Source organism: Paenibacillus sp. FSL H7-0714 (genome assembly GCF_038003765.1).
In the GTDB taxonomy this organism is placed as follows: Bacteria; Bacillota; Bacilli; order Paenibacillales; family Paenibacillaceae; genus Paenibacillus_AQ.
In genome coordinates, this window is sequence record NZ_JBBOPT010000001.1 from 185584 (window position 1) to 205414 (window position 19831).

Annotated in this window: 16 protein-coding genes and 1 other RNA gene; 16 read left to right on the forward strand and 1 reads right to left on the reverse strand. The window is 45.7% G+C overall.

Annotated features, from left to right (window positions below; translation table 11 throughout):
- The first annotated feature begins 45 nt into the window (after positions 1 to 45).
- The 15 genes from NST34_RS00915 to NST34_RS00985 all read left to right on the forward strand — a co-directional run bounded on the left by NST34_RS00915 (position 46) and on the right by NST34_RS00985 (position 17667).
- A complete protein-coding gene (locus tag NST34_RS00915) occupies positions 46 to 1098 on the forward strand; it encodes a sugar-binding transcriptional regulator (RefSeq protein WP_042123320.1) in 1053 nt (350 codons plus the stop codon).
- Between the two features lie 102 nt (positions 1099 to 1200).
- The gene (gene gap, locus NST34_RS00920; protein WP_036687120.1) at positions 1201 to 2211 is read left to right on the forward strand and encodes a type I glyceraldehyde-3-phosphate dehydrogenase; all 1011 of its coding nucleotides are present in this window, start codon (positions 1201 to 1203) and stop codon (positions 2209 to 2211) included.
- Between the two features lie 116 nt (positions 2212 to 2327).
- A complete protein-coding gene (locus tag NST34_RS00925) occupies positions 2328 to 3509 on the forward strand; it encodes a phosphoglycerate kinase (protein WP_341126953.1) in 1182 nt (393 codons plus the stop codon).
- Positions 3510 to 3536: 27 nt separating this feature from the next.
- Complete coding sequence (gene tpiA, locus NST34_RS00930) at positions 3537 to 4289, forward strand: triose-phosphate isomerase (RefSeq protein WP_042123325.1); 753 nt, start codon at positions 3537 to 3539, stop codon at positions 4287 to 4289.
- A 1-nt stretch (position 4290) separates the two neighbouring features.
- Positions 4291 to 5835, forward strand: a complete 1545-nt coding sequence (gpmI, locus tag NST34_RS00935) for a 2,3-bisphosphoglycerate-independent phosphoglycerate mutase (RefSeq protein WP_042123328.1) — start codon at positions 4291 to 4293, stop codon at positions 5833 to 5835.
- 68 nt (positions 5836 to 5903) lie between these two features.
- Complete coding sequence (eno, locus tag NST34_RS00940; protein WP_042123330.1) at positions 5904 to 7190, forward strand: phosphopyruvate hydratase; 1287 nt, start codon at positions 5904 to 5906, stop codon at positions 7188 to 7190.
- Positions 7191 to 7401: 211 nt separating this feature from the next.
- The gene (gene secG / locus NST34_RS00945) at positions 7402 to 7635 is read left to right on the forward strand and encodes a preprotein translocase subunit SecG (protein WP_042123332.1); all 234 of its coding nucleotides are present in this window, start codon (positions 7402 to 7404) and stop codon (positions 7633 to 7635) included.
- Between the two features lie 346 nt (positions 7636 to 7981).
- Positions 7982 to 10849, forward strand: a complete 2868-nt coding sequence (rnr, locus tag NST34_RS00950) for a ribonuclease R (protein WP_341129492.1) — start codon at positions 7982 to 7984, stop codon at positions 10847 to 10849.
- Between the two features lie 139 nt (positions 10850 to 10988).
- Positions 10989 to 11387 carry a helix-turn-helix domain-containing protein gene (locus tag NST34_RS00955; RefSeq protein ID WP_076301175.1) on the forward strand — a complete coding sequence of 133 codons (399 nt, stop codon included), beginning with the start codon at positions 10989 to 10991 and terminating at the stop codon, positions 11385 to 11387.
- Positions 11339 to 12139 carry an IS3 family transposase gene (locus NST34_RS00960; protein WP_256721794.1) on the forward strand — a complete coding sequence of 267 codons (801 nt, stop codon included), beginning with the start codon at positions 11339 to 11341 and terminating at the stop codon, positions 12137 to 12139. The genes NST34_RS00955 and NST34_RS00960 overlap by 49 nt, the downstream gene beginning before the upstream one ends.
- Before the next feature lie 710 nt (positions 12140 to 12849).
- Positions 12850 to 13329, forward strand: coding sequence for an SsrA-binding protein SmpB (gene smpB / locus NST34_RS00965; RefSeq protein WP_042123338.1), 480 nt, complete (start codon positions 12850 to 12852; stop codon positions 13327 to 13329).
- A gap of 198 nt (positions 13330 to 13527) precedes the next feature.
- Positions 13528 to 13892: a transfer-messenger RNA gene (gene ssrA, locus NST34_RS00970) on the forward strand.
- A 229-nt stretch (positions 13893 to 14121) separates the two neighbouring features.
- Positions 14122 to 14487 carry a hypothetical protein gene (locus NST34_RS00975; RefSeq protein ID WP_042184038.1) on the forward strand — a complete coding sequence of 122 codons (366 nt, stop codon included), beginning with the start codon at positions 14122 to 14124 and terminating at the stop codon, positions 14485 to 14487.
- 524 nt (positions 14488 to 15011) lie between these two features.
- Complete coding sequence (locus tag NST34_RS00980) at positions 15012 to 16319, forward strand: aminoacetone oxidase family FAD-binding enzyme (protein ID WP_341126954.1); 1308 nt, start codon at positions 15012 to 15014, stop codon at positions 16317 to 16319.
- 31 nt (positions 16320 to 16350) lie between these two features.
- Positions 16351 to 17667, forward strand: a complete 1317-nt coding sequence (locus NST34_RS00985) for a BaiN/RdsA family NAD(P)/FAD-dependent oxidoreductase (RefSeq protein ID WP_042184042.1) — start codon at positions 16351 to 16353, stop codon at positions 17665 to 17667.
- A 140-nt stretch (positions 17668 to 17807) separates the two neighbouring features.
- Here NST34_RS00985 and NST34_RS00990 read toward each other — a convergent pair whose 3' ends face one another.
- Positions 17808 to 18797 carry a zinc-binding dehydrogenase gene (locus NST34_RS00990; RefSeq protein WP_341059059.1) on the reverse strand — a complete coding sequence of 330 codons (990 nt, stop codon included), beginning with the start codon at positions 18795 to 18797 and terminating at the stop codon, positions 17808 to 17810.
- A 128-nt stretch (positions 18798 to 18925) separates the two neighbouring features.
- Here NST34_RS00990 and NST34_RS00995 point away from each other — a divergent pair, with 128 nt between their 5' ends.
- Positions 18926 to 19783, forward strand: a complete 858-nt coding sequence (locus NST34_RS00995) for a LysR family transcriptional regulator (protein ID WP_341126955.1) — start codon at positions 18926 to 18928, stop codon at positions 19781 to 19783.
- Positions 19784 to 19831 lie beyond the last annotated feature (48 nt).

Here is a 19831-nt window from a genome sequence, read left to right on the forward strand (position 1 = left end):
CATGAACAAGGGAATAGAGGAAGACGAAGTTGCAGGAGTGAAAGTATGCGTAATTTATTAGATATCCAAAAGCAGCTTCTGCCTGATCTCATGGAAACCCTTAAGAGACGGTACACGATTCTTCATCAGATCATGCTGTCCGATATAATTGGGCGCAGAACGCTTGCCGCTTCGCTTGATATGACTGAGCGGGTACTGCGTGCCGAGACGGATCTTCTGAAATCGCAAGGGCTCATTGAGATCGAGAGTGTTGGCATGCGCATTAGCGCTGCTGGGCGTAGACTGCTTGATTTGCTAGAGCCGGTCGTTAAGAGCCTGTTTGGTCTGGATGAGCTGGAAGAGAAAATTCGGGCAACGTACGGTCTGGATAAAGTTATTGTGGTGCCGGGTGATTGTGAGTCATCGCCATTCACTAAACGTGAGCTTGGCCGAGCGGGTGCAAAAGCGCTGCTCAGTGTACTTCGTACAGATGATATAGTTGCTGTCACAGGTGGATCAACGCTTGCCGATATGGCTGATCAACTGACACCGCCGTTATCCCTTTCCTATAAGAACGCTTGGTTTGTTCCGGCGCGTGGTGGATTAGGAGAGAGTATGGAGATTCAAGCCAATACGATTGCCTCAACAATGGCAAAACGGGTAGGAGCGAATTACCGGTTGCTGCATGTACCTGATTTACTTAGTGGGGATGCCTACCAGTCACTAGCACTTGACTCTAATATTGGAGAGATTGTACAAATCATCCGCAGTTCGCGTATTATTGTACATGGGATTGGGGATGCCATTGAAATGACTCGCCGCCGCAAGCTGGATGAGGCAACTGTCTCAGAAATCCAGGGTGAGGGAGCCGTGGCTGAATCCTTTGGGTATTACTTTAACGAAGATGGTCAGGTTGTCCATACGATGCTTACGATGGGACTACGTCTAGAAGATATTGTTCGGACGGAGACAGTCATCGGTATTGCTGGAGGCAAACCAAAGGCCAAAGCCATTCATGCCATGCTGCGTTTCGGGCAGGAGAATATACTCGTCACCGACGAGGCTGCTGCTGTGGAAATCGGCAAGGAAATTGATAATCAGTTACAGATATCCTCGTAACTCACTAGAACATATATCTTGCATCATACTTAACATTGTTGTCATGACAGGCTTCACGGTCTGTTTTGAATAAATAAAACGAATTCTAGGAGGAACTATTCAATGAGTGTAAAAGTTGGAATTAACGGATTTGGACGTATTGGACGCCTTGCTTTCCGCCGTATTCAAAATGTAGAAGGTATCGAAGTGGTAGCAATCAACGACTTGACTGACGCTAAGATGCTTGCTCATTTGCTTAAATATGATACAACTCAAGGTAAATTCCAAGGTGATGTTGAAGTGCATGATGGCTTCTTCAAAGTCAATGGCAAAGAAGTTAAGGTTCTTGCTAACCGCAACCCTGAAGAATTGCCATGGGGCGACCTAGGCGTTGATATCGTACTTGAGTGCACAGGTTTCTTCACAACTAAAGAAGCAGCTGAAAAACACTTGAAAGGTGGAGCTAAGAAAGTAGTTATCTCCGCTCCAGCTACTGGCGACATGAAAACTGTCGTTTACAACGTTAACGATGACATTCTTGATGGTACTGAGACTGTTATTTCCGGCGCATCTTGCACAACGAACTGCCTAGCTCCAATGGCAAAAGTATTGAACGACAAGTTCGGTATCGTTGAAGGCTTGATGACTACAATTCACGCTTACACTGGTGACCAAAACACTTTGGATGCTCCACACGCTAAAGGTGACTTCAGACGCGCACGTGCAGCAGCTGAAAACATCATTCCTAACACTACTGGTGCTGCTAAAGCAATCGGTCTTGTTATTCCAGAACTTAAAGGTAAATTGGATGGTGCGGCTCAACGTGTTCCAGTTGCAACTGGTTCCCTGACTGAGCTTGTAACTGTTCTTGATAAGAGCGTTACTGTTGAAGAAATCAACGCAGCAATGAAAGCAGCTTCCGATCCAGACACTTATGGTTACACTGAAGATGAAATCGTATCTTCCGATATCAAAGGTATGACTTTCGGATCCCTGTTCGATGCTACACAAACTAAAGTATTGACTGTTGGCGACAAACAACTCGTTAAGACTGTTGCTTGGTATGACAATGAAATGTCCTACACTGCACAATTGGTTCGTACTTTGGAGAAATTCGCTAAAATCGCTAAGTAATTGACTTGATATAAGTAACATCTATAGAGCGGAAACAGAAGTTCCTTGTTTCCGCTCTTTCTAAATGTATTTCTTGTTTCCTGCTAGAAACAACTTTGGGTGTGGAGGAATTAATCATGAACAAAAAGAGCGTCCGTGATGTAGAAGTAAAGGGTAAACGCGTATTTGTACGCGTGGATTTCAACGTACCTGTAGAAGACGGTAAGATTACTGATGATACTCGTATTCGCGAAACCCTTCCAACCATTAAACATTTGATTGAGAACGGTGCAAAGATCATTCTTGCGAGTCACATGGGTCGTCCTAAAGGTCAATTCGTAGATTCCATGCGTTTGACTACTGCTGCTGAACGTCTGTCCGAGCTTCTCGGCAAACCAGTAGCTAAAGCTGACGAAGCTGTTGGCGAAGCTGTCAAAGCAAAAATTGCTGAGCTAGGCGAAGGCGACGTACTTGTACTTGAGAATGTTCGTTTCTACCCAGGCGAAGAAAAGAACGATCCTGAATTGGCTAAACAATTCGCTGAACTGGCTGATTTGTTCGTCAATGATGCGTTTGGTGCGGCTCACCGTGCACATGCATCGACAGAAGGTATCGCTCATTTCCTACCAGCTGTATCCGGTCTTTTGATGGAGAAAGAATTGACCGTTCTTGGTAAAGCTCTTACTAACCCAGAACGTCCTTTCACTGCGATCATCGGTGGTTCGAAAGTTAAAGACAAGATTGATGTTATTGATAACTTGTTGTCTTTGGCTGATAACGTCCTGATCGGCGGTGGATTGTCTTATACATTCACTAAAGCACAAGGCTTTGAAATCGGTAAGTCACTTGTAGACAACGACAAACTTGACGTTGCTCTTGGATTCATCGAAAAAGCTAAAGCACTTGGCAAAAACTTCATGCTTCCTGTTGATGTTGTTGTTGCTGATAAATTCGGTGCTGATGCTAACACTAAGATCGTTAATTACAATGAAATCCCAGAAGGTTGGGAAGGACTTGATATCGGACCTAAGACTCGTGAACTTTATGCCGATATTATCAAGAACTCCAAGCTGGTTGTCTGGAATGGACCTATGGGCGTATTCGAAATCGATAAATTCGCTGAAGGTACACTTGCAGTAGCAAAAGCTTGTGCAACAACTGAAGGTTACACTGTTATTGGCGGCGGAGATTCCGCAGCAGCAGCAGAAAAATTCCACCTGGCTGATCAAATGGATCACATCTCCACTGGTGGCGGTGCATCCCTTGAGTTCATGGAAGGCAAGGCGCTTCCTGGCGTAGAAGCACTGAACGACAAGTAAGACGTATAGAAGGAGGCAATTAAATTCATGAGAACACCAATTATTGCGGGGAACTGGAAGATGTTCAAAACAGTTCCTGAAGCAGAAAGCTTTATTGCTGACATCAAAGGCAAAGCAGAAGTAGAAGGCGTTGAGACTGTAATCTGCGCCCCATTTACTAACCTGCCTGCACTTGTAGCAGCTGCAAAAGGTACAGACATCAAGATTGGCGCACAGAACCTGCACTTTGAAGATAACGGTGCTTACACAGGAGAAATCAGTGGTGTAATGCTTAGCGATCTTGGCGTAGACTATGTAATCATTGGTCACTCAGAGCGTCGTGCTTATTTTGGCGAAACAGATGAAATCGTGAATAAGAAAATGCATGCTGCATTCCGTCACGGTATCACTCCAATCGTATGTGTTGGCGAAAAGCTCGAAGAGCGTGAAGCTGATCAAACTAAAGCAGTATGTAAAGTACAAACTGAAGCTGCATTCCAAGGACTTAGTGCCGAGCAAGCAGCAAAAGTTGTCATTGCATACGAACCTATCTGGGCTATTGGCACAGGTAAATCTTCCACTTCCCAAGATGCTAACGAAGTTATTGCTTACATTCGCAGTCTTGTAAAAGATTTGTATGATGTTGCAACAGCTGAAGCTGTTCGTATTCAATACGGCGGCAGCGTGAAGCCTGAGAATGTAACTGAGTACATGGGCCAAAGCGACATCGATGGTGCGCTTGTTGGCGGTGCCAGCTTGCAGCCTGCTTCCTTCGTTCAATTGGTTGAGGGGGCGAAGTAAGATGTCAGCTCCAAGACCTGTAGCTTTGATCATCATGGATGGTTTCGGTTTGCGTGGAACATCTGAAGGTAACGCCGTTGCTCAAGCTAACAAACCTAACTATGACCGTTACTTGAAACAATATCCTAATACTACCCTTACTGCTTGTGGTGAAGCTGTTGGTCTTCCAGAAGGCCAAATGGGCAACTCTGAAGTAGGGCACTTAAATATTGGTGCAGGACGGATTGTATACCAGGATTTGACTCGTATCGATAAATCGATCCGTGAGGGCGAATTCTTCGATAATGAAACACTGGTAGCCGCAGTTAGAAATGCTAAGAACACAGGTAAAAAGCTTCATCTTTACGCGCTTGTATCCGACGGAGGGGTACATAGCCATATTAATCACCTGTTTGCTATGCTTGACCTGGCTAAGAAAGAAGATATGCACGAAGTGTATATCCATGCTTTCATGGATGGCCGGGACGTACCTCCAGATAGTGGTAAGAAGTTTGTTCAAGATCTGGTTGCTAAGATTGAAGAAGTTGGAGTAGGTACAATTGCAACGGTATCCGGGCGTTATTACGCAATGGACCGTGACAAACGTTGGGATCGTGTAGAAAAAGCCTATCGTGCTATGGTTTATGGCGAAGGACCGAAATACACAGATGCTCTGCAAGCTATCACTGCATCTTATTCAAATTCCGTGTTCGACGAATTCGTTGAACCTAGCGTGATTGTAGACAGTGAAGGCAAGCCGGTAACGGCAGTAGAGAGCGGCGATTCTGTCGTGTTCCTCAACTTCCGCCCTGACCGTGCTATTCAGTTGTCACAAGTGTTCACGAATCAAGATTTCCGCGGTTTCGACCGGGGTCCTTTGTTCCCGCAAGACTTGCACTTCGTATGCCTGACTACTTTCAGTGAAACGGTACAAGGTTATGTAGCCTATTCACCGAAGAACCTGGATAACACATTGGGTGAAGTACTTGTGCAACACAACAAGAAGCAACTGCGCATCGCGGAAACTGAGAAGTATCCGCACGTAACGTTCTTCTTCAGTGGTGGACGTGATGAGGAACTTCCAGGAGAAACTCGTATCTTGATCAACTCTCCTAAAGTGGCAACCTATGATCTTCAACCTGAGATGAGTGCTTACGAAGTGGCTGCAGCCTGCGTAGCAGAAATCGAAGCGGAAAGACAGGATGCTATTATCCTTAACTTTGCAAACCCTGATATGGTTGGACACTCCGGTATGTTGGAGCCAACAATCAAGGCTGTAGAGGTAACTGATGAGTGTGTAGGTAAAGTAGTGGACGCAGTAGTTGCCAAGGGTGGCGTTGCGATCATTATCGCCGATCACGGTAATGCAGACATGGTATTTGATGAGAACGGTCGTCCGTTCACAGCTCATACCACTAACCCGGTTCCGTTCATCCTTACGGATGAAAATGTTGTATTGCGCGATCGCGGTATCCTTGCTGATGTAGCACCAACCATTCTGGATCTGATGGGAATTCCGCAACCTGCGGAAATGACTGGTCAATCCATGATCGCTAGTCGCAAATAAGGAAACAATACCTAAGATTAAGCTTCAACAATCAAAACCAAAACATTGTTTAAAGGAGATTAACTAAAATGACTATTATTTCTGATGTTTATGCTCGCGAAGTCCTTGACTCCCGTGGTAACCCTACTGTTGAGGTTGACGTTTATCTTGAATCCGGTGCTAAAGGTCGCGCTATCGTTCCTTCCGGCGCTTCCACTGGCGCTCATGAAGCTGTAGAGCTTCGTGATGGCGACAAATCCCGTTACATGGGTAAAGGCGTTCTGAAAGCTGTTGAGAACGTAAATGAAATCATCGCTCCAGAAGTTATTGGTATGGACGCTCTTGACCAAGTGGGCATCGACAAATTGATGATCACTTTGGACGGAACTCATAACAAAGGTAAATTGGGCGCTAACGCAATCCTAGCTGTATCGATGGCCGTAGCTCGCGCAGCTGCAGCAGCATTGGATATTCCTTTGTACGTATACCTAGGCGGATTCAACGCTAAAACTCTTCCAGTACCAATGATGAACATCATCAATGGTGGTGAGCATGCGGACAACAACATCGACGTTCAAGAGTTCATGGTTCTTCCTGTAGGAGCTCCAAGCTTCAAAGAAGCTCTTCGTACAGGTGCTGAAATCTTCCACAACTTGAAATCCGTACTTCAATCCAAAGGCCTGAACACAGCTGTTGGTGACGAAGGTGGTTTCGCACCGAACCTTGGTTCGAATGAAGAAGCAATCACTACAATCATCGAAGCTATTGAAAAAGCTGGTTACAAACCAGGTGTTGACGTATTCTTGGGTATGGACGTTGCTTCCACTGAGTTCTACAAAGACGGTAAATACACCCTTGCTGGCGAAGGTAAATCTTACACTTCCGCTGAGTATGTTGACCTTCTTGCTTCATGGGTTGAGAAATATCCTATCATCACAATCGAAGACGGTATGTCCGAAGACGACTGGGATGGTTGGAAATTGCTTACTGAAAAATTGGGAGATAAAGTTCAATTGGTTGGTGACGACTTGTTCGTTACAAACACTGAGCGTCTTGCAACAGGTATCGAAAAAGGTATCGGTAACTCCATCTTGGTTAAAGTTAACCAAATTGGTACATTGACTGAAACTTTCGATGCTATCGAAATGGCTAAACGTGCTGGTTACACAGCAGTTATCTCTCACCGTTCCGGTGAATCCGAAGATAGCACAATCGCTGACATCGCTGTTGCGACTAACGCTGGTCAAATCAAAACAGGTGCTCCTTCCCGTACAGACCGTGTTGCTAAATACAACCAATTGCTTCGCATCGAAGACGAGTTGGGTGAATTGGCTCAATACAACGGCCTGAAATCTTTCTACAACCTTAAAAGATAATCTGCTTTTATAGCAGAGTACGAAGACCCGCCATTATGGCGGGTCTTTTTTTAATATGTGTTTATCCTAATCTTTCAAGAAAAGCTACGACTTAACAGTCTAGGCGGTTGTATTACCGGCACTGCTATGATAAAATAAGAATACTGTTTATGTATCGTGATAACCTCAATTACCATAGATAGTGATGCTTAGGCGTAGGAGGTGGAAGTGAATGGATATCTTTTTGAAAGTTGTGCTCCTGATTTTTTCCGTCGGTCTTATTGCGGTCGTTCTTCTGCAAAAGGGGAAAAGCGCGGGTCTTTCCGGTGCCATCTCCGGTGGTGCTGAGCATCTCTTTGGTAAAACAAAAGCTCGTGGTATGGAACTCGTACTACAACGTGTAACAGTTGGACTTGCTGCAGGATTCTTCATTATGGCGATTCTAGCTGCTGTTTTCATTGACTAAAGTACCTACAGTAAGCCCTCGCTCTGTTCTGAATGGAATGGAGCGAAGGCTTTTTTGTTATAATAAAAAGGGGATAAAGCACCTGCAGGTGCTTTTCTTTGCATAGCAGAAAGAATAAGATTCGATACGGTAAAGCCTTAATAAACAAACTTTTTCCTTCGGTGTGAATGAAATTTTGTACTGCGTTTACCTTTGGATGACAGTAACAGGGATGCGCAGGATTGATTTCGTGTATACTAGGGTATGAAGTAGGTAAAGGTAAATTTTACTTGGCATTACTACAGAGCAGGACAAGACATACATATTTGCCAGCGGCTTGGAGCCGCGGAGGGCTGGGGTGACGAACATGATAACACAAGAAATATTACTCGATTTCATGCGGGAAACTGCATATAAACCAATGACTTATGAAGAGCTGGTGAGCCATTTTGCTCTAGAAGATAGCACAGGGTTTAAAAAGTTCGAGGAACTACTAATTGAATTAGAGCAGGACGGAAGAATTGTATTAACTCGTAATGCACGTTATGGCGTTCCGGAACGGATGGATTTACTGCGAGGCCGGTTACAGGCTCATGCGAAAGGCTTCGCTTTTCTTATCCCGGATGATCGTGATCATCCTGACGTATATATCCATGCGAATGATCTTAAGGGAGCTATGAATGGTGATATTGTCCTTATCCGTATTACCTCTAAAAGTCCGTCCGGCGGACGTATGGAAGGCGAAGTTGAGCGCATTGTAAAACGGGGAGTACTGCAGACGGTTGGCGTATTTCAAAATCTGGAGACCTATGGCTTTGTGCTGCCTGATGATAAACGGATTAACCGCGATATTTTTATTCCGAAGCAATCCTTCATGGGGGCGGTAGACGGTCAAAAAGTCGTTGTACGTATCGTGAATTATCCAGAAGGCCGATCAGCGGCAGAGGGTGAAATTATTGAGATCCTCGGACATAAGGACGATCCAGGAGTTGATATTCTATCTATCATCCGTAAGCATCAGCTGCCAGAGGCTTTTCCCGCTGAAGTAATGAACGAAGCGGACAACGCTCCGGATTCAATCACAGAAGAGGAAATTGCTGAGCAGGGACGTCGCGACTTGCGCGGACTAAACATTGTCACGATTGATGGTGAGGATGCTAAGGACCTGGATGATGCGGTTAATGTTCAGCGACTGGAGAACGGACATTACAAGCTAGGCGTGCATATTGCGGATGTAGGTTATTACGTACGCGAGAGCTCTGAGCTCGATAAAGAAGCCTATGATCGGGGCTGTAGTGTGTACTTGGTGGATCGGGTGATTCCGATGCTGCCTCATCGTTTGTCTAACGGGATTTGTAGTTTGAATCCACAGGTAGACCGCTTAACGATGTCCTGCGAGATGGAATTTAACGAACACATGAAGGTCGTGAAGCACGATGTCTTTACAAGTGTGATTCGTACCAAGGAAAGAATGACTTATTCCAATGTTCGCAAAATTTTGGAGGATGAAGATCCAGAATTGCTGGAGCGCTATAGTCCATTAATTGATGATTTCCGTCTTATGAAAGAATTGGCGATGAAGCTGCGTGATGCACGGATGCGGCGGGGCGCGGTTGATTTTGACTTTGAAGAGAGCAAAATCATCGTAGATGAGAACGGCAAGGCTGTAGATATTGTGAAGCGTGAGCGTTCTGTAGCTGAGCAGATTATCGAGGAATTTATGCTCGCGGCGAATGAAACAGTCGCGGAGCATTTTCACTGGTTGAAGGTTCCGTTCCTTTACCGGATTCACGAAGATCCAGATCCAGAGAAGCTGCAGAATTTTATGGCTTTTGCGGCTAATTTCGGATATCACGTGAAGGGACGTGGCAATTCAGTTCATCCACGTGCTTTGCAGGATCTGTTGGAGCAAATCCAAGGGACTAAAGAACAGACCGTTATTAGCACAATGATGTTGCGTTCCATGAAGCAGGCAAAATATGATGCGGAGAGCACAGGCCATTTCGGACTGGCTGCGGAATACTATTCCCACTTCACTTCGCCGATTCGCCGTTACCCCGATCTGGTCATTCACCGCGTAATGCGTGAAGTGATTGAGAATGGAGGGGCGCTGAGCCAGAAACGACATGATTATTTGGCCGGCAGGATGCCTGACATTGCTCAGCAGTCCTCGGAGCGTGAGCGTGTAGCGGTAGAAGCAGAACGCGATACAGAGCAGCTGAAGAAAGCTGAATACATGCAGGATAAAGTAGGCGAGGAATTCGAGGCAATGGTCAGCAGTGTGACCAGCTTCGGAATGTTCATCGAGCTGGACAATACCGTCGAAGGCCTTATTCGTCTCAGCGCTATGAGCGACGATTATTATCACTTTGACGAGGCCCATATGGCGCTCATCGGCGAGCGCACATCACGGGTGTTCCGTATTGGCGACGAGGTGAAAATTCGAGTCGCCAAGGTAAACATGGATGACCACACGATCGATTTCGAGTTGGTCGACATGAAACCACGCGCGCCAGGTGAGCATCGCGGCGGTGGTTTTGGAGGCAGCCGCGGTGGCAAAGGCGGCCGTCCAGGTAGCGGCGGCTTCAAGACGCCAGCCGGGGGTAAAGGCGGCGCGGGCAGTAAGGGCCGCGGCGGTAAAGGCAAGCCCGGCGCTGCTGTAGGTGCGGGCAAGGGCAAGCCGGGCGCTGGTGTGCGCGCCGGCGAAGCGGCCGGTGTTGGAGCACCGGGCGGACGCGGAAAGCGGAAGCGCGGGCGTGATTCCGGCGAGGATGCGAGCCGGGTAGTTGCGGCGCCGGGCGGAAGCACCGGCGCAGAGCGCGGGGGCGAAGCCGGCAACGCAGGCGCGCCACGTGAGCGCAGCGGCGGGCGAGGCCGCGGCGGTGACAACGGCGGTGCCGGTGGTGGACGCGGCATCAGCTTCGGCTTTGGCTCCGGCAAAGGCGGATACGGCGCTCCTGCGTCTGACTCTTCCGGTGGCGAAGTTCGCGGCCTGGACGGCAGCACGAAGTTCCGTAGCCGTGAGGACCGCGGCGGTAACTTTGGCGGTGGAGAAGGCCGTAGCGGCGCTCCAACAGGTAAAGGTCGCCGGAAAAAGAAGAACAAAGGCGGTGTGTTCATCGGTCAATCCGTGACACCGGGCAACGTTCAGACGTCGGAACAAGCCGCTTCTAAACGTAGTGACACTACAGGCAGCGCTCCAGACGGAGCTCCTCGTAAGAGAAAGAAGAAATAAATAACGTTATTGGGCTACATTACGTAGCTCTATGACGCAAAATTAAGCACTGCCCCCTTTGATTTGAAGTGCACCCCTTAGAATAGACATTGGATAAAACCCCTGGTTTGTCCGATGAAATTCTAGGGGGTGTATTTTTATGGCGATTAAAGGACAGAAGTTCAAAACTTACTCGGATGAGATTAAAAAAGAGGCCATTCGTTTACATGTGGAGGAAAGATGGACTTACCGGAAAATTACGGAGCATTTTGAGATTCAAGACCAAGGGCGGGTAAAGAAATGGATGAAGAAATACCGAGAGCTAGGGGAATTTGGGTTACTAGATCAACGGGGGCGTCGTAAAGAATATATCGATCAAGATAGGTATGTTCAAAAGCTCAGACGGGAAAATGAAATGCTAAAAAAGTGTTTGGAAATCTGGATGCAGGAGGTGAAACGCACAAATATAGAGCCATTGAGAGCGCTGCAAAAGAGTATGCCGTTAGCGACCTGTGTAAACTCTTTAGGGTCTCCAGAAGTGGATACTACGCTTTCTTGAAGCGCAAAGGAACAGATCGGGATCAGGAAGCAAAGGCGCTCATTCAAAAGGTATATGAACGGTATAACGGAGTCTACGGTTATCGCCAAATTCAATTATTCTTGCTACAAGACCATGGGGTTTGGATGAATCATAAGAAGGTACTCAGAATTATGCAGGATTTAGGCATTCGTTCGAGGATCCGCCGAAAACATCGTTTTAATTATGCTACTTCCGAAGGAGATCGTGTGGCGAAAAATATATTGAAACGGGATTTCAAAGCGGATGCTCCCAACCAAAAATGGGTGACAGACATTACGCAATATCGCATAGGCGAAAAGTGGCTCTATCTTTCAGCTATTAAAGATTTGTTCAATAACGAAATTATTGCTTATCAAATGAGCGCTAGGAACGACAATGAACTGGTTCTCCGGACCTTTCAGCAGGCGTGGAGTCAACAAAAAGACGTGACCGGACTGATCGTTCACAGCGATCAGGGGTTCCAGTACACGTCTCATGCATACCACGACATGCTGCCAAAGGTTGGCGCCCGAATCAGCATGTCTCGCCGAGGCAATTGTTATGACAACGCCTCTATGGAGAGCTTCTTCTCGCATCTCAAAACGGAAGGACTCTATCCTTATGATATCCGAAATATCGATGAGGCACAAAGGAAAATTGAAGATTACATTCGATTTTATAACCAACATCGGCCACAACGAAAGCTAAATAAGCTGCCTCCGGTAGAGTACCGGAAACAGCTTATTGCCTAGGGTCTTTTTTCAGTGTCTATAAAATGGGGGCTTGACCAATTGGGGGCGGTGCTTTTTTAATTCTTTTTCGCTGCTCAAGTGTGAAATTCTCATTTATGACCGAGACTATTGGTTACCACAAGTTTGTTGAGTAATAATCAGAAGAAGCTAGGTTACAGCATTTTTTTGTAACTATGACACTTGGGTTGGAGCAAAGTAACCAGTGTTATCACGATGCTTATTTTTAGTTGCATAATGTGCAGTTAAAATTCCGGCGTTTCAGTAGAGATTGAGGTTAATTGCACTTTGTACATTAAAATGTGATCAGTATCTTAAAAACGGCATGATTTCGAGTTTTTAACTGCAGAAAGTACAACTAAACAACCATCGAGCATCTAAATATATTAAATAGATGTATAAAGTGCATTTATGTAGCTTTAGGGTAGCGTCGGAGGGAGAGAGTGAATAGAAAAGGGTATGAGTTAAACTGAGATGTGTGAATATAGAAACATAAACAACTTTTTATAAATAAATGTAATTAAAGTTAACTATTGGATAAACTTACTGACAACTAGTTGTCAAAATGGCTGGGAAAGGATTACCTGATCCTTCCTTGCGCACAATCGATTCCATTTGTTACAATATAGATCAGACGTTCGATGACTATGTCGTTTAAGATTAGAGAGACATGGTTACTTTAACTTATGAATATGATTCAAGGAGTGATTCTCATGGGTAAAAAAGCAGACGGGAAAGTACTTGCCCAGAACAAAAAAGCTTCCCATGATTATTTTATCGAGGATACTTATGAAGCTGGCTTGGTGCTGACAGGTACAGAGATCAAGTCGCTGCGTAATGGCCGCGCTAATATTGGAGATGCTTTTGCTACGATCCGTAACGGTGAGATTCACATTCACAACATGCATATCAGCCCTTTTGAACAAGGTAATCGTGCTAACCCTACTGACCCGACGCGTACTCGTAAATTGCTGATGCATAAGGAGCAAATTCATAAACTGCTGGGCTTGTCCAAGCGAGATGGATTTACGATTGTGCCACTCAAGGTTTATGTGCGAAATGGCTATGCGAAGCTGTTAATTGGTCTTGGTAAAGGTAAGAAAGAGTACGATAAACGTGACTCTGCTGCTAAGCGTGATGCTCAGCGTGATATCCAGCGTGTATTGCGTGAGAAGCAAAAGATCGCCAGATAATCTAGGAAGAATGTACGATTCAAATGAGTACCAGTTTCCACCTTCAATTCCTTTAACCTACGTGTTAAAGTATTGATAAATGTGATATACTGAGTAAGTAAGATTATTGCTTCGTTACAGACTTCTTGAAGAAGAAGCTGTGGATAGGATCTCTCTTGCTTGGAAGATCCGCTTGATCCGAAGCGCCCTTTTTAATGAGGGGCCGTTCTTGGATTCGACGGGGGTAGTTCGAGCATGAGTAGCGAGTAGTGGGGACGCGTCCGCTTCATCAACGCTAAAGCCTATTAAACGGCAAACAACAAAACAACTACGCTTTCGCAGCCTAAGAAACTGCGCGCGTGCTTCTACCCTGCATCGCCCATGTGACAGGGATAGGGGCTAACAAGTAGTGGGATACGCCGTCTGGTCTCCGCCTGGGGTCAACGGAAGAAGATAATCAGGCTGACCTAACGTATAGCCGGTTACGGGGCGATACTCGGGTGACATCAAAACTGTGACTACACTCGTAGAAGCTTATGTGCCGTTATCTTCGGACAGGGGTTCGACTCCCCTCGGCTCCATAAGAAAAACCCGCTAAAATAGCGGGTTTTTTGCTGTTTAGTGGTTGGATTGTAGACCGAATGTAGACAAGGAGTTATAGGGAACTAAATGTGTTCATTATTGTAGACATGTTATCTACATCTAAAATTAGATCATTCACTTTGAAGTTATTAATATCTATAAGAGCCCGAACTGATATAAAATTATAGTATTAAGCATCCAAAAACAAAAACATTCGGAGGAATTACTATCATGAGTTTTACTATTGATTATGTTAAAAACAAAAACAGAATTATTGTAACATCGGACGGTATGGATGTTGAGGATGCCCTTGCGTACGCGGAACAATTTCCGAAAGTACTGAAGAAAACTAAGCGAGGGTTTACAGGTATGACTGTAATTACTGGTGGCCTGGTATTTAAGCAAGAAGTGTTGGCAATTCTTGCTCCAACTAGTGAAGATGCTGTGAAAGCTGGAATCTCTACAAAACACAAATGGGTGTATGTTGCGCCTACCTCTTTCTACAAAACGCAAATGCATCGTATGTTTAAAGATATTGCAAACTTGTACGAATCGATAGAAGAAGCTGAAACGTATCTTGATTCTGCAGGGAATTAGCAACTTCTAAAAATTAAAAGGATCCAGCCATCATCTGTAGCGGCAAAGGTACTTTTGCGTATTAACTTATATAATTGCATCACTATACTAAGGAGTTATTCCTAAGATCAGTCTCCTTTTTTAACCATAGATAAGTAATTTTTATACGATTCTATAATTTGAAAGCTTATGTGCCGTTATCTTCGGACAGGGGTTCGACTCCCCTCGGCTCCATATGGAGTATTATTGAAGACACCATGAAGGGTGTCTTTTTCATGTTTTCAGAGTATGATCTGGACTATGCGTGACGGTTCAAAAAAATGAGTATCTTGCTAGATCCAGTATCTTTCGTATGTGGAATGAAAGATTGCAGTGAAGAAGGCGTGAAGAAAAATTTAAGGTTCTATATAGGGATAAAAAAGGCAAACATAGGATAGGAAGAGTTAATAGGGAGATATAAATGAAAACCAGTATACTTATGCTATAATTTAATAAAGTGACTCTGTGCTTTTAGAAAAATTGGATAAAGGATGCATTGACCAACCATGTATGAGAATCAGACTTCTATGCACCACAAGCTGTTTATTATCGGCGCAGGTGCTGCCGGACTAATGGCCGCCGTTACTGCGCGTGATATGGGTATCGATACTGCCATTCTGGAGGGTAACGACCGGATTGGAAAGAAGATATTAATGACAGGTGATGGCCGCTGTAACATTACGAATGAATCCACTGCAACGGGTACGGATGAAGCAATTGCTTTATCGCACAAGTATCACAGTAATCAGGCCGGATTTCCACTTGCGGTATTGCAGCAATTTGGCATCCGTCAGACTATAGATTTTTTCTCCTTTCTCGGGCTTCCACTTACAAGATTGAAGGAGGGCTTGATGTATCCAATGTCGCTGCAGGCAGCAGCGGTGCTGGATATTTTCCAGCTTGCGCTGGAGGATCGGAATGTTCCGGTATACCTCAATAACAAAGTGTTGGATGTTACTGTTTCGAAGAATCATCCGCGCTTCAAGATAAAATGCCAAACGGAGACAGAGGAGGAGGTTGTTTATACTAGCGACTATCTACTTCTATCTGCGGGTGGCCTTGCCGGTCCAAATGCGGGAAAAGAACCTCCTGGGTATACACTTGCCGAACGTCTGGGGCACACCCTGATTGAGCCTTTGCCGGCCATTGTGCAATTGAAGCTGCAATATTCGAATATGAGGGCACTGTCCACTATCAAATCTCAGGGACAAGCCCATATCATTGTGAACGGTAAAGTCATCTGCAGTGAACAGGGTGAAATTGCCTTCACGGATTATGGTATTACCGGCCCGCCAATTCTTCAGCTAAGCAGGAAGGCTGCGTATCATCTTGCAAGAGGAGAACAGGTAACATTGTCGGTTGATCTGATGCCGGGCCGCACGGAGGAAGAGTTAGTTGAGTTTTTAGAAAGGCTCTGGGAGACCTTTGGACACCGGACTGTGGCGGATTGCCTTGTTGGCATCTTCAATAAGAAGCTTGTTTCTGTCCTACTAAAAGAGACTGGCTTAGATCAACAGCCAGAGCTGCTTTGCCAGGATCTATCGATGAAAACCAAGGGGAAATTTTATCGAATCTTGAAGCGTTGGGAATTTAAAGTGACGGATACCAATGGCTTTACGAATGCGCAAGTGACAGCCGGCGGCATTGATACGTCGGAACTCATCGAAGGAACGCTGGAATCCAAGCTGGTGCCTGGGCTGTATTTGGCTGGCGAAGTGATGGATGTCGACGGAGATTTCGGCGGCTATAACCTGCAATGGGCCTGGAGTTCCGGATATGTGGCCGCGATGGCGCTAGCTAAGTCAATTCAATAAATTTATTAGGAAAAGGGATGCATCAATTAACATGTATAAGGATCAGACTTCTAAGCACCACGAGCTGTTCATTATCGGTGGGGGTGCTGCAGGTCTAATGGCTGCAGTTACAGCGAGGGATCAAGGTATTGATACAGCAATTATTGAAAGCAATGACCGGCTTGGGAAGAAAATAATAACGACGGGTAACGGGCGTTGCAACATTACGAACCAATCCACCGCCACCGGTACGGATGAAGCAGCCGCTTTATCACGCAAGTATCACAGTAATCAGGAAGGATTCCCAATACATGTATTGCGGCAATTCGGTGTCCGCCAAACGATCGAATTTTTCTCCTCGCTCGGGCTTCCTTTTGTAAGCTTGGAGAATGGCCGGATGTATCCGATGTCGCTGCAGGCGGCTTCGGTGCCGGGTGTATTTAAGCTGGCGCTGGAGGATCGGAATGTTCCCGTATATTATAAACATAAAGTGTTGGATGTTACCGTTTCGGCGGGACATCCGCGGTTCGCGATAACCTGCCAGACGGAGACAGAGGAACAGGTTGTGTATACTAGCGACTATCTTTTTCTATGTGCAGGCGGCCTTACCGCTCCCAAAACGGGAACGGACGGCTCCGGTTATACGCTTGTCCAACGTCTGGGGCACACCCTGATCAACCCGGTGCCAGGCATTGTACAATTGAAGCTGGATTATCCGTATTTGAAGGAACTATCGGGCATCAAATTTGAGGGAGAGGCCCATGTTATCGTAAACAATGAAGTCATCCGCACTGAGTCTGGTGAGATTCTTTTTACGGACTATGGTATCTCGGGCCCGCCCATACTTCAGCTCAGCAGAAAGGCTGCGTATAATCTCGGAATAGGAGAATCGGTGACATTGTCGGTTGATTTAATGCCGGAGCGCACGGAGGAAGAGTTAATTGATTTTCTGGAGATCCACTGGGGGATCTTCGGACACCGGACGGTTGCCGATTCTTTTGTGGGCATCGTCAGCAAGAAACTGATTCCAGTTCTGCTGAAGGAGGCTGGAATTGATCAACAGCCGCACTTGCTTTGTATGGATCTATCATGGAAAACCAAGAAAATATTTTATCGAATCTTGAAACGTTGGGAATTTAAAGTGACGGATACCAATAGCTTCACGAATGCACAAACAACAGCCGGTGGCATCGATACGACGGAGCTAATCGAAGGAACGTTAGAATCTAAGTTAGTCCCTGGGCTGTATTTGGCAGGTGAAGTGATGGATGTCGATGGAGATTGCGGCGGCTATAACCTGCAATGGGCCTGGAGCTCCGGCTATGCCGCAGCGATGGCACTTGCTAAACGACGTGTTAGCGCCACGTAAAAGGATAGATAGTTGCTAACTCTTGGTACGTTGCGGTGGAATACTTGCATGCAATGAACACAGGGCGGCTAATGGATTTACCGTGCCACACCTCGGTTCCATATAGAGTAAATAAAAGACACCTTGTGAGGTGTCTTTTTTCAATCAATTCTTATTCCAATATTCCCAGACTGCTCCCCCTGTTGCATTCGCTGAAAGGCTTGAAGGGTGTCTTGTAAAGGATACACACTATCAATGATAGGGCGTATCGAGTGGAGTTCCATAAATTGAAGCATCGCAACAAACTCCTCACTGCTTCCCATTGAGGTGCCGATGATACTGATTTGGGGGTAAAATATGGATCGTGCTGCTATTTCCATTCGATCTCCTGAGCTTGCTCCAAACGTAACGATCCGGCCATTTGGCTTAATGATATCAAAGTACTGTTGGAACGTCGCTGGCCCGATACTATCCAGGATGAGATCCACTGTTTCTCCTTTCATACTTTCCTTCCAATCACTATGACTGTCAAAGGCATGATCTGCCCCATGTGCAAGAGCAACTTGCCTTTTTGTTTCACTTCGTGATGTGACACTGACTCTTGCACCCGCTGCTGAAGCCATAAGCATGGCATAAGTAGCCACACCGCCACCAATACCCGGAATAAGGATATGTTCACCTTGCTGTAAGCGGCCTCTCGTAAACAAAGCCCGATAGGCTGTCAAGGCAGATAAGGGCAACACGCCCGCTTCTTCCCAAGACAAATAAGCTGGCTTGCTGATGGCATTTTGCGCAGGGATGACGATAGACTCGGCAAATGTACCATCTGAAGGGCCGCCCACTATGGCCGGAACGTTCGGGACATCGTGGGTGATTTCCCATCCGATACACGGATTAATGATTACATCGGTACCTACTGTAAGTGATGTTATGCCTTCACCTACCGCTTCAATTATACCCGCCCCATCAGAGCCCATAATCAGGGGAGCATCCTCATTTTTTCGATCCGCTATGAGAAATAAGTCTCGATGATTTAACCCTGCGGTTTTCAGCCTTACTTTTACTTCACCGAAGCCTGGCTGTTTATCAACAACGTCTTCATATGTCAGGCTCTTCAAGCCGTTCATCCCAGCATGTACGATTGCTTTCATCCTAATCCTCCAGTAATTCGTATTTCAATGAATCTATATTGAATTGTACAGAGTGGGAATCATACAGTAAAATGAACAAAACCGATTGTGAGTATCATAAATGATCATACCAAGCAGGTGACATAGAAATGGAAAGCGGAGATTTAAGAATATTTCAGGCTGTGGCTCGAGAGGGGAGCATAACCAAGGCTGCGCAAATGTTGAACTATGTACAGTCTAATGTGACGACTCGAATTCAGTATCTTGAGGCTCAGTTGAAAACACCCCTTTTTCGGAGATCCAATCGAGGAATGACGCTAACTTTGGCTGGCGAGAATTTACTGGGATATGCGGATAAAATACTGACTCTGATGGACGAGGCTGTGAAAACTACACAATATTCGGACCATCCTGCAGGGCCTCTTCGGATAGGGTCCATTGAAGCGACAGCAGTCATTCATCTGACTCCTTTATTGGCCGAGTATCAATCACGATATCCGGATGTTAATTTATCGCTCACTACGGGTGTGACACATGCGCTCTTACAAAAGGTGTTGGATTACGAGCTTGATGGAGCGTTCGTCTATGGTCCTGTTGATGATCCAGATATAGAACATATCGCGGCCTTTGAAGAGGAGTTGGTGTTGATCTCTGAGCCGGGACAAAACGGAATGTATGAGCTACTTATGAAACCGATGTTGTTCTTTGACGTTGGATGTACGCATCGGGCAAAAGCAGAGAGTTTTCTGAGAGGCACTGGCCTGACCACTTATCAGATTATGGAATTTGGCACATTAGCAGTTATTCTAGATGGCGTTTCCTCTGGACTTGGTGTGTCTATGCTGCCACAGTCACCGATTGCCAAGGCGGAAGAACAGGGCATAATCACTTCCCACCGTTTGCCTGAAGAGTATCGAGATTTGCAGGTATGGTTTGTGCATAGACATGACACAATTTACTCAAGCGCGTTAACCAGGTTAATACAATTAGTTGAAACTAGGCAATAATAGTTCACCCGCAACGATCGATACGTCGAATGTTAGTGCTAGACCATT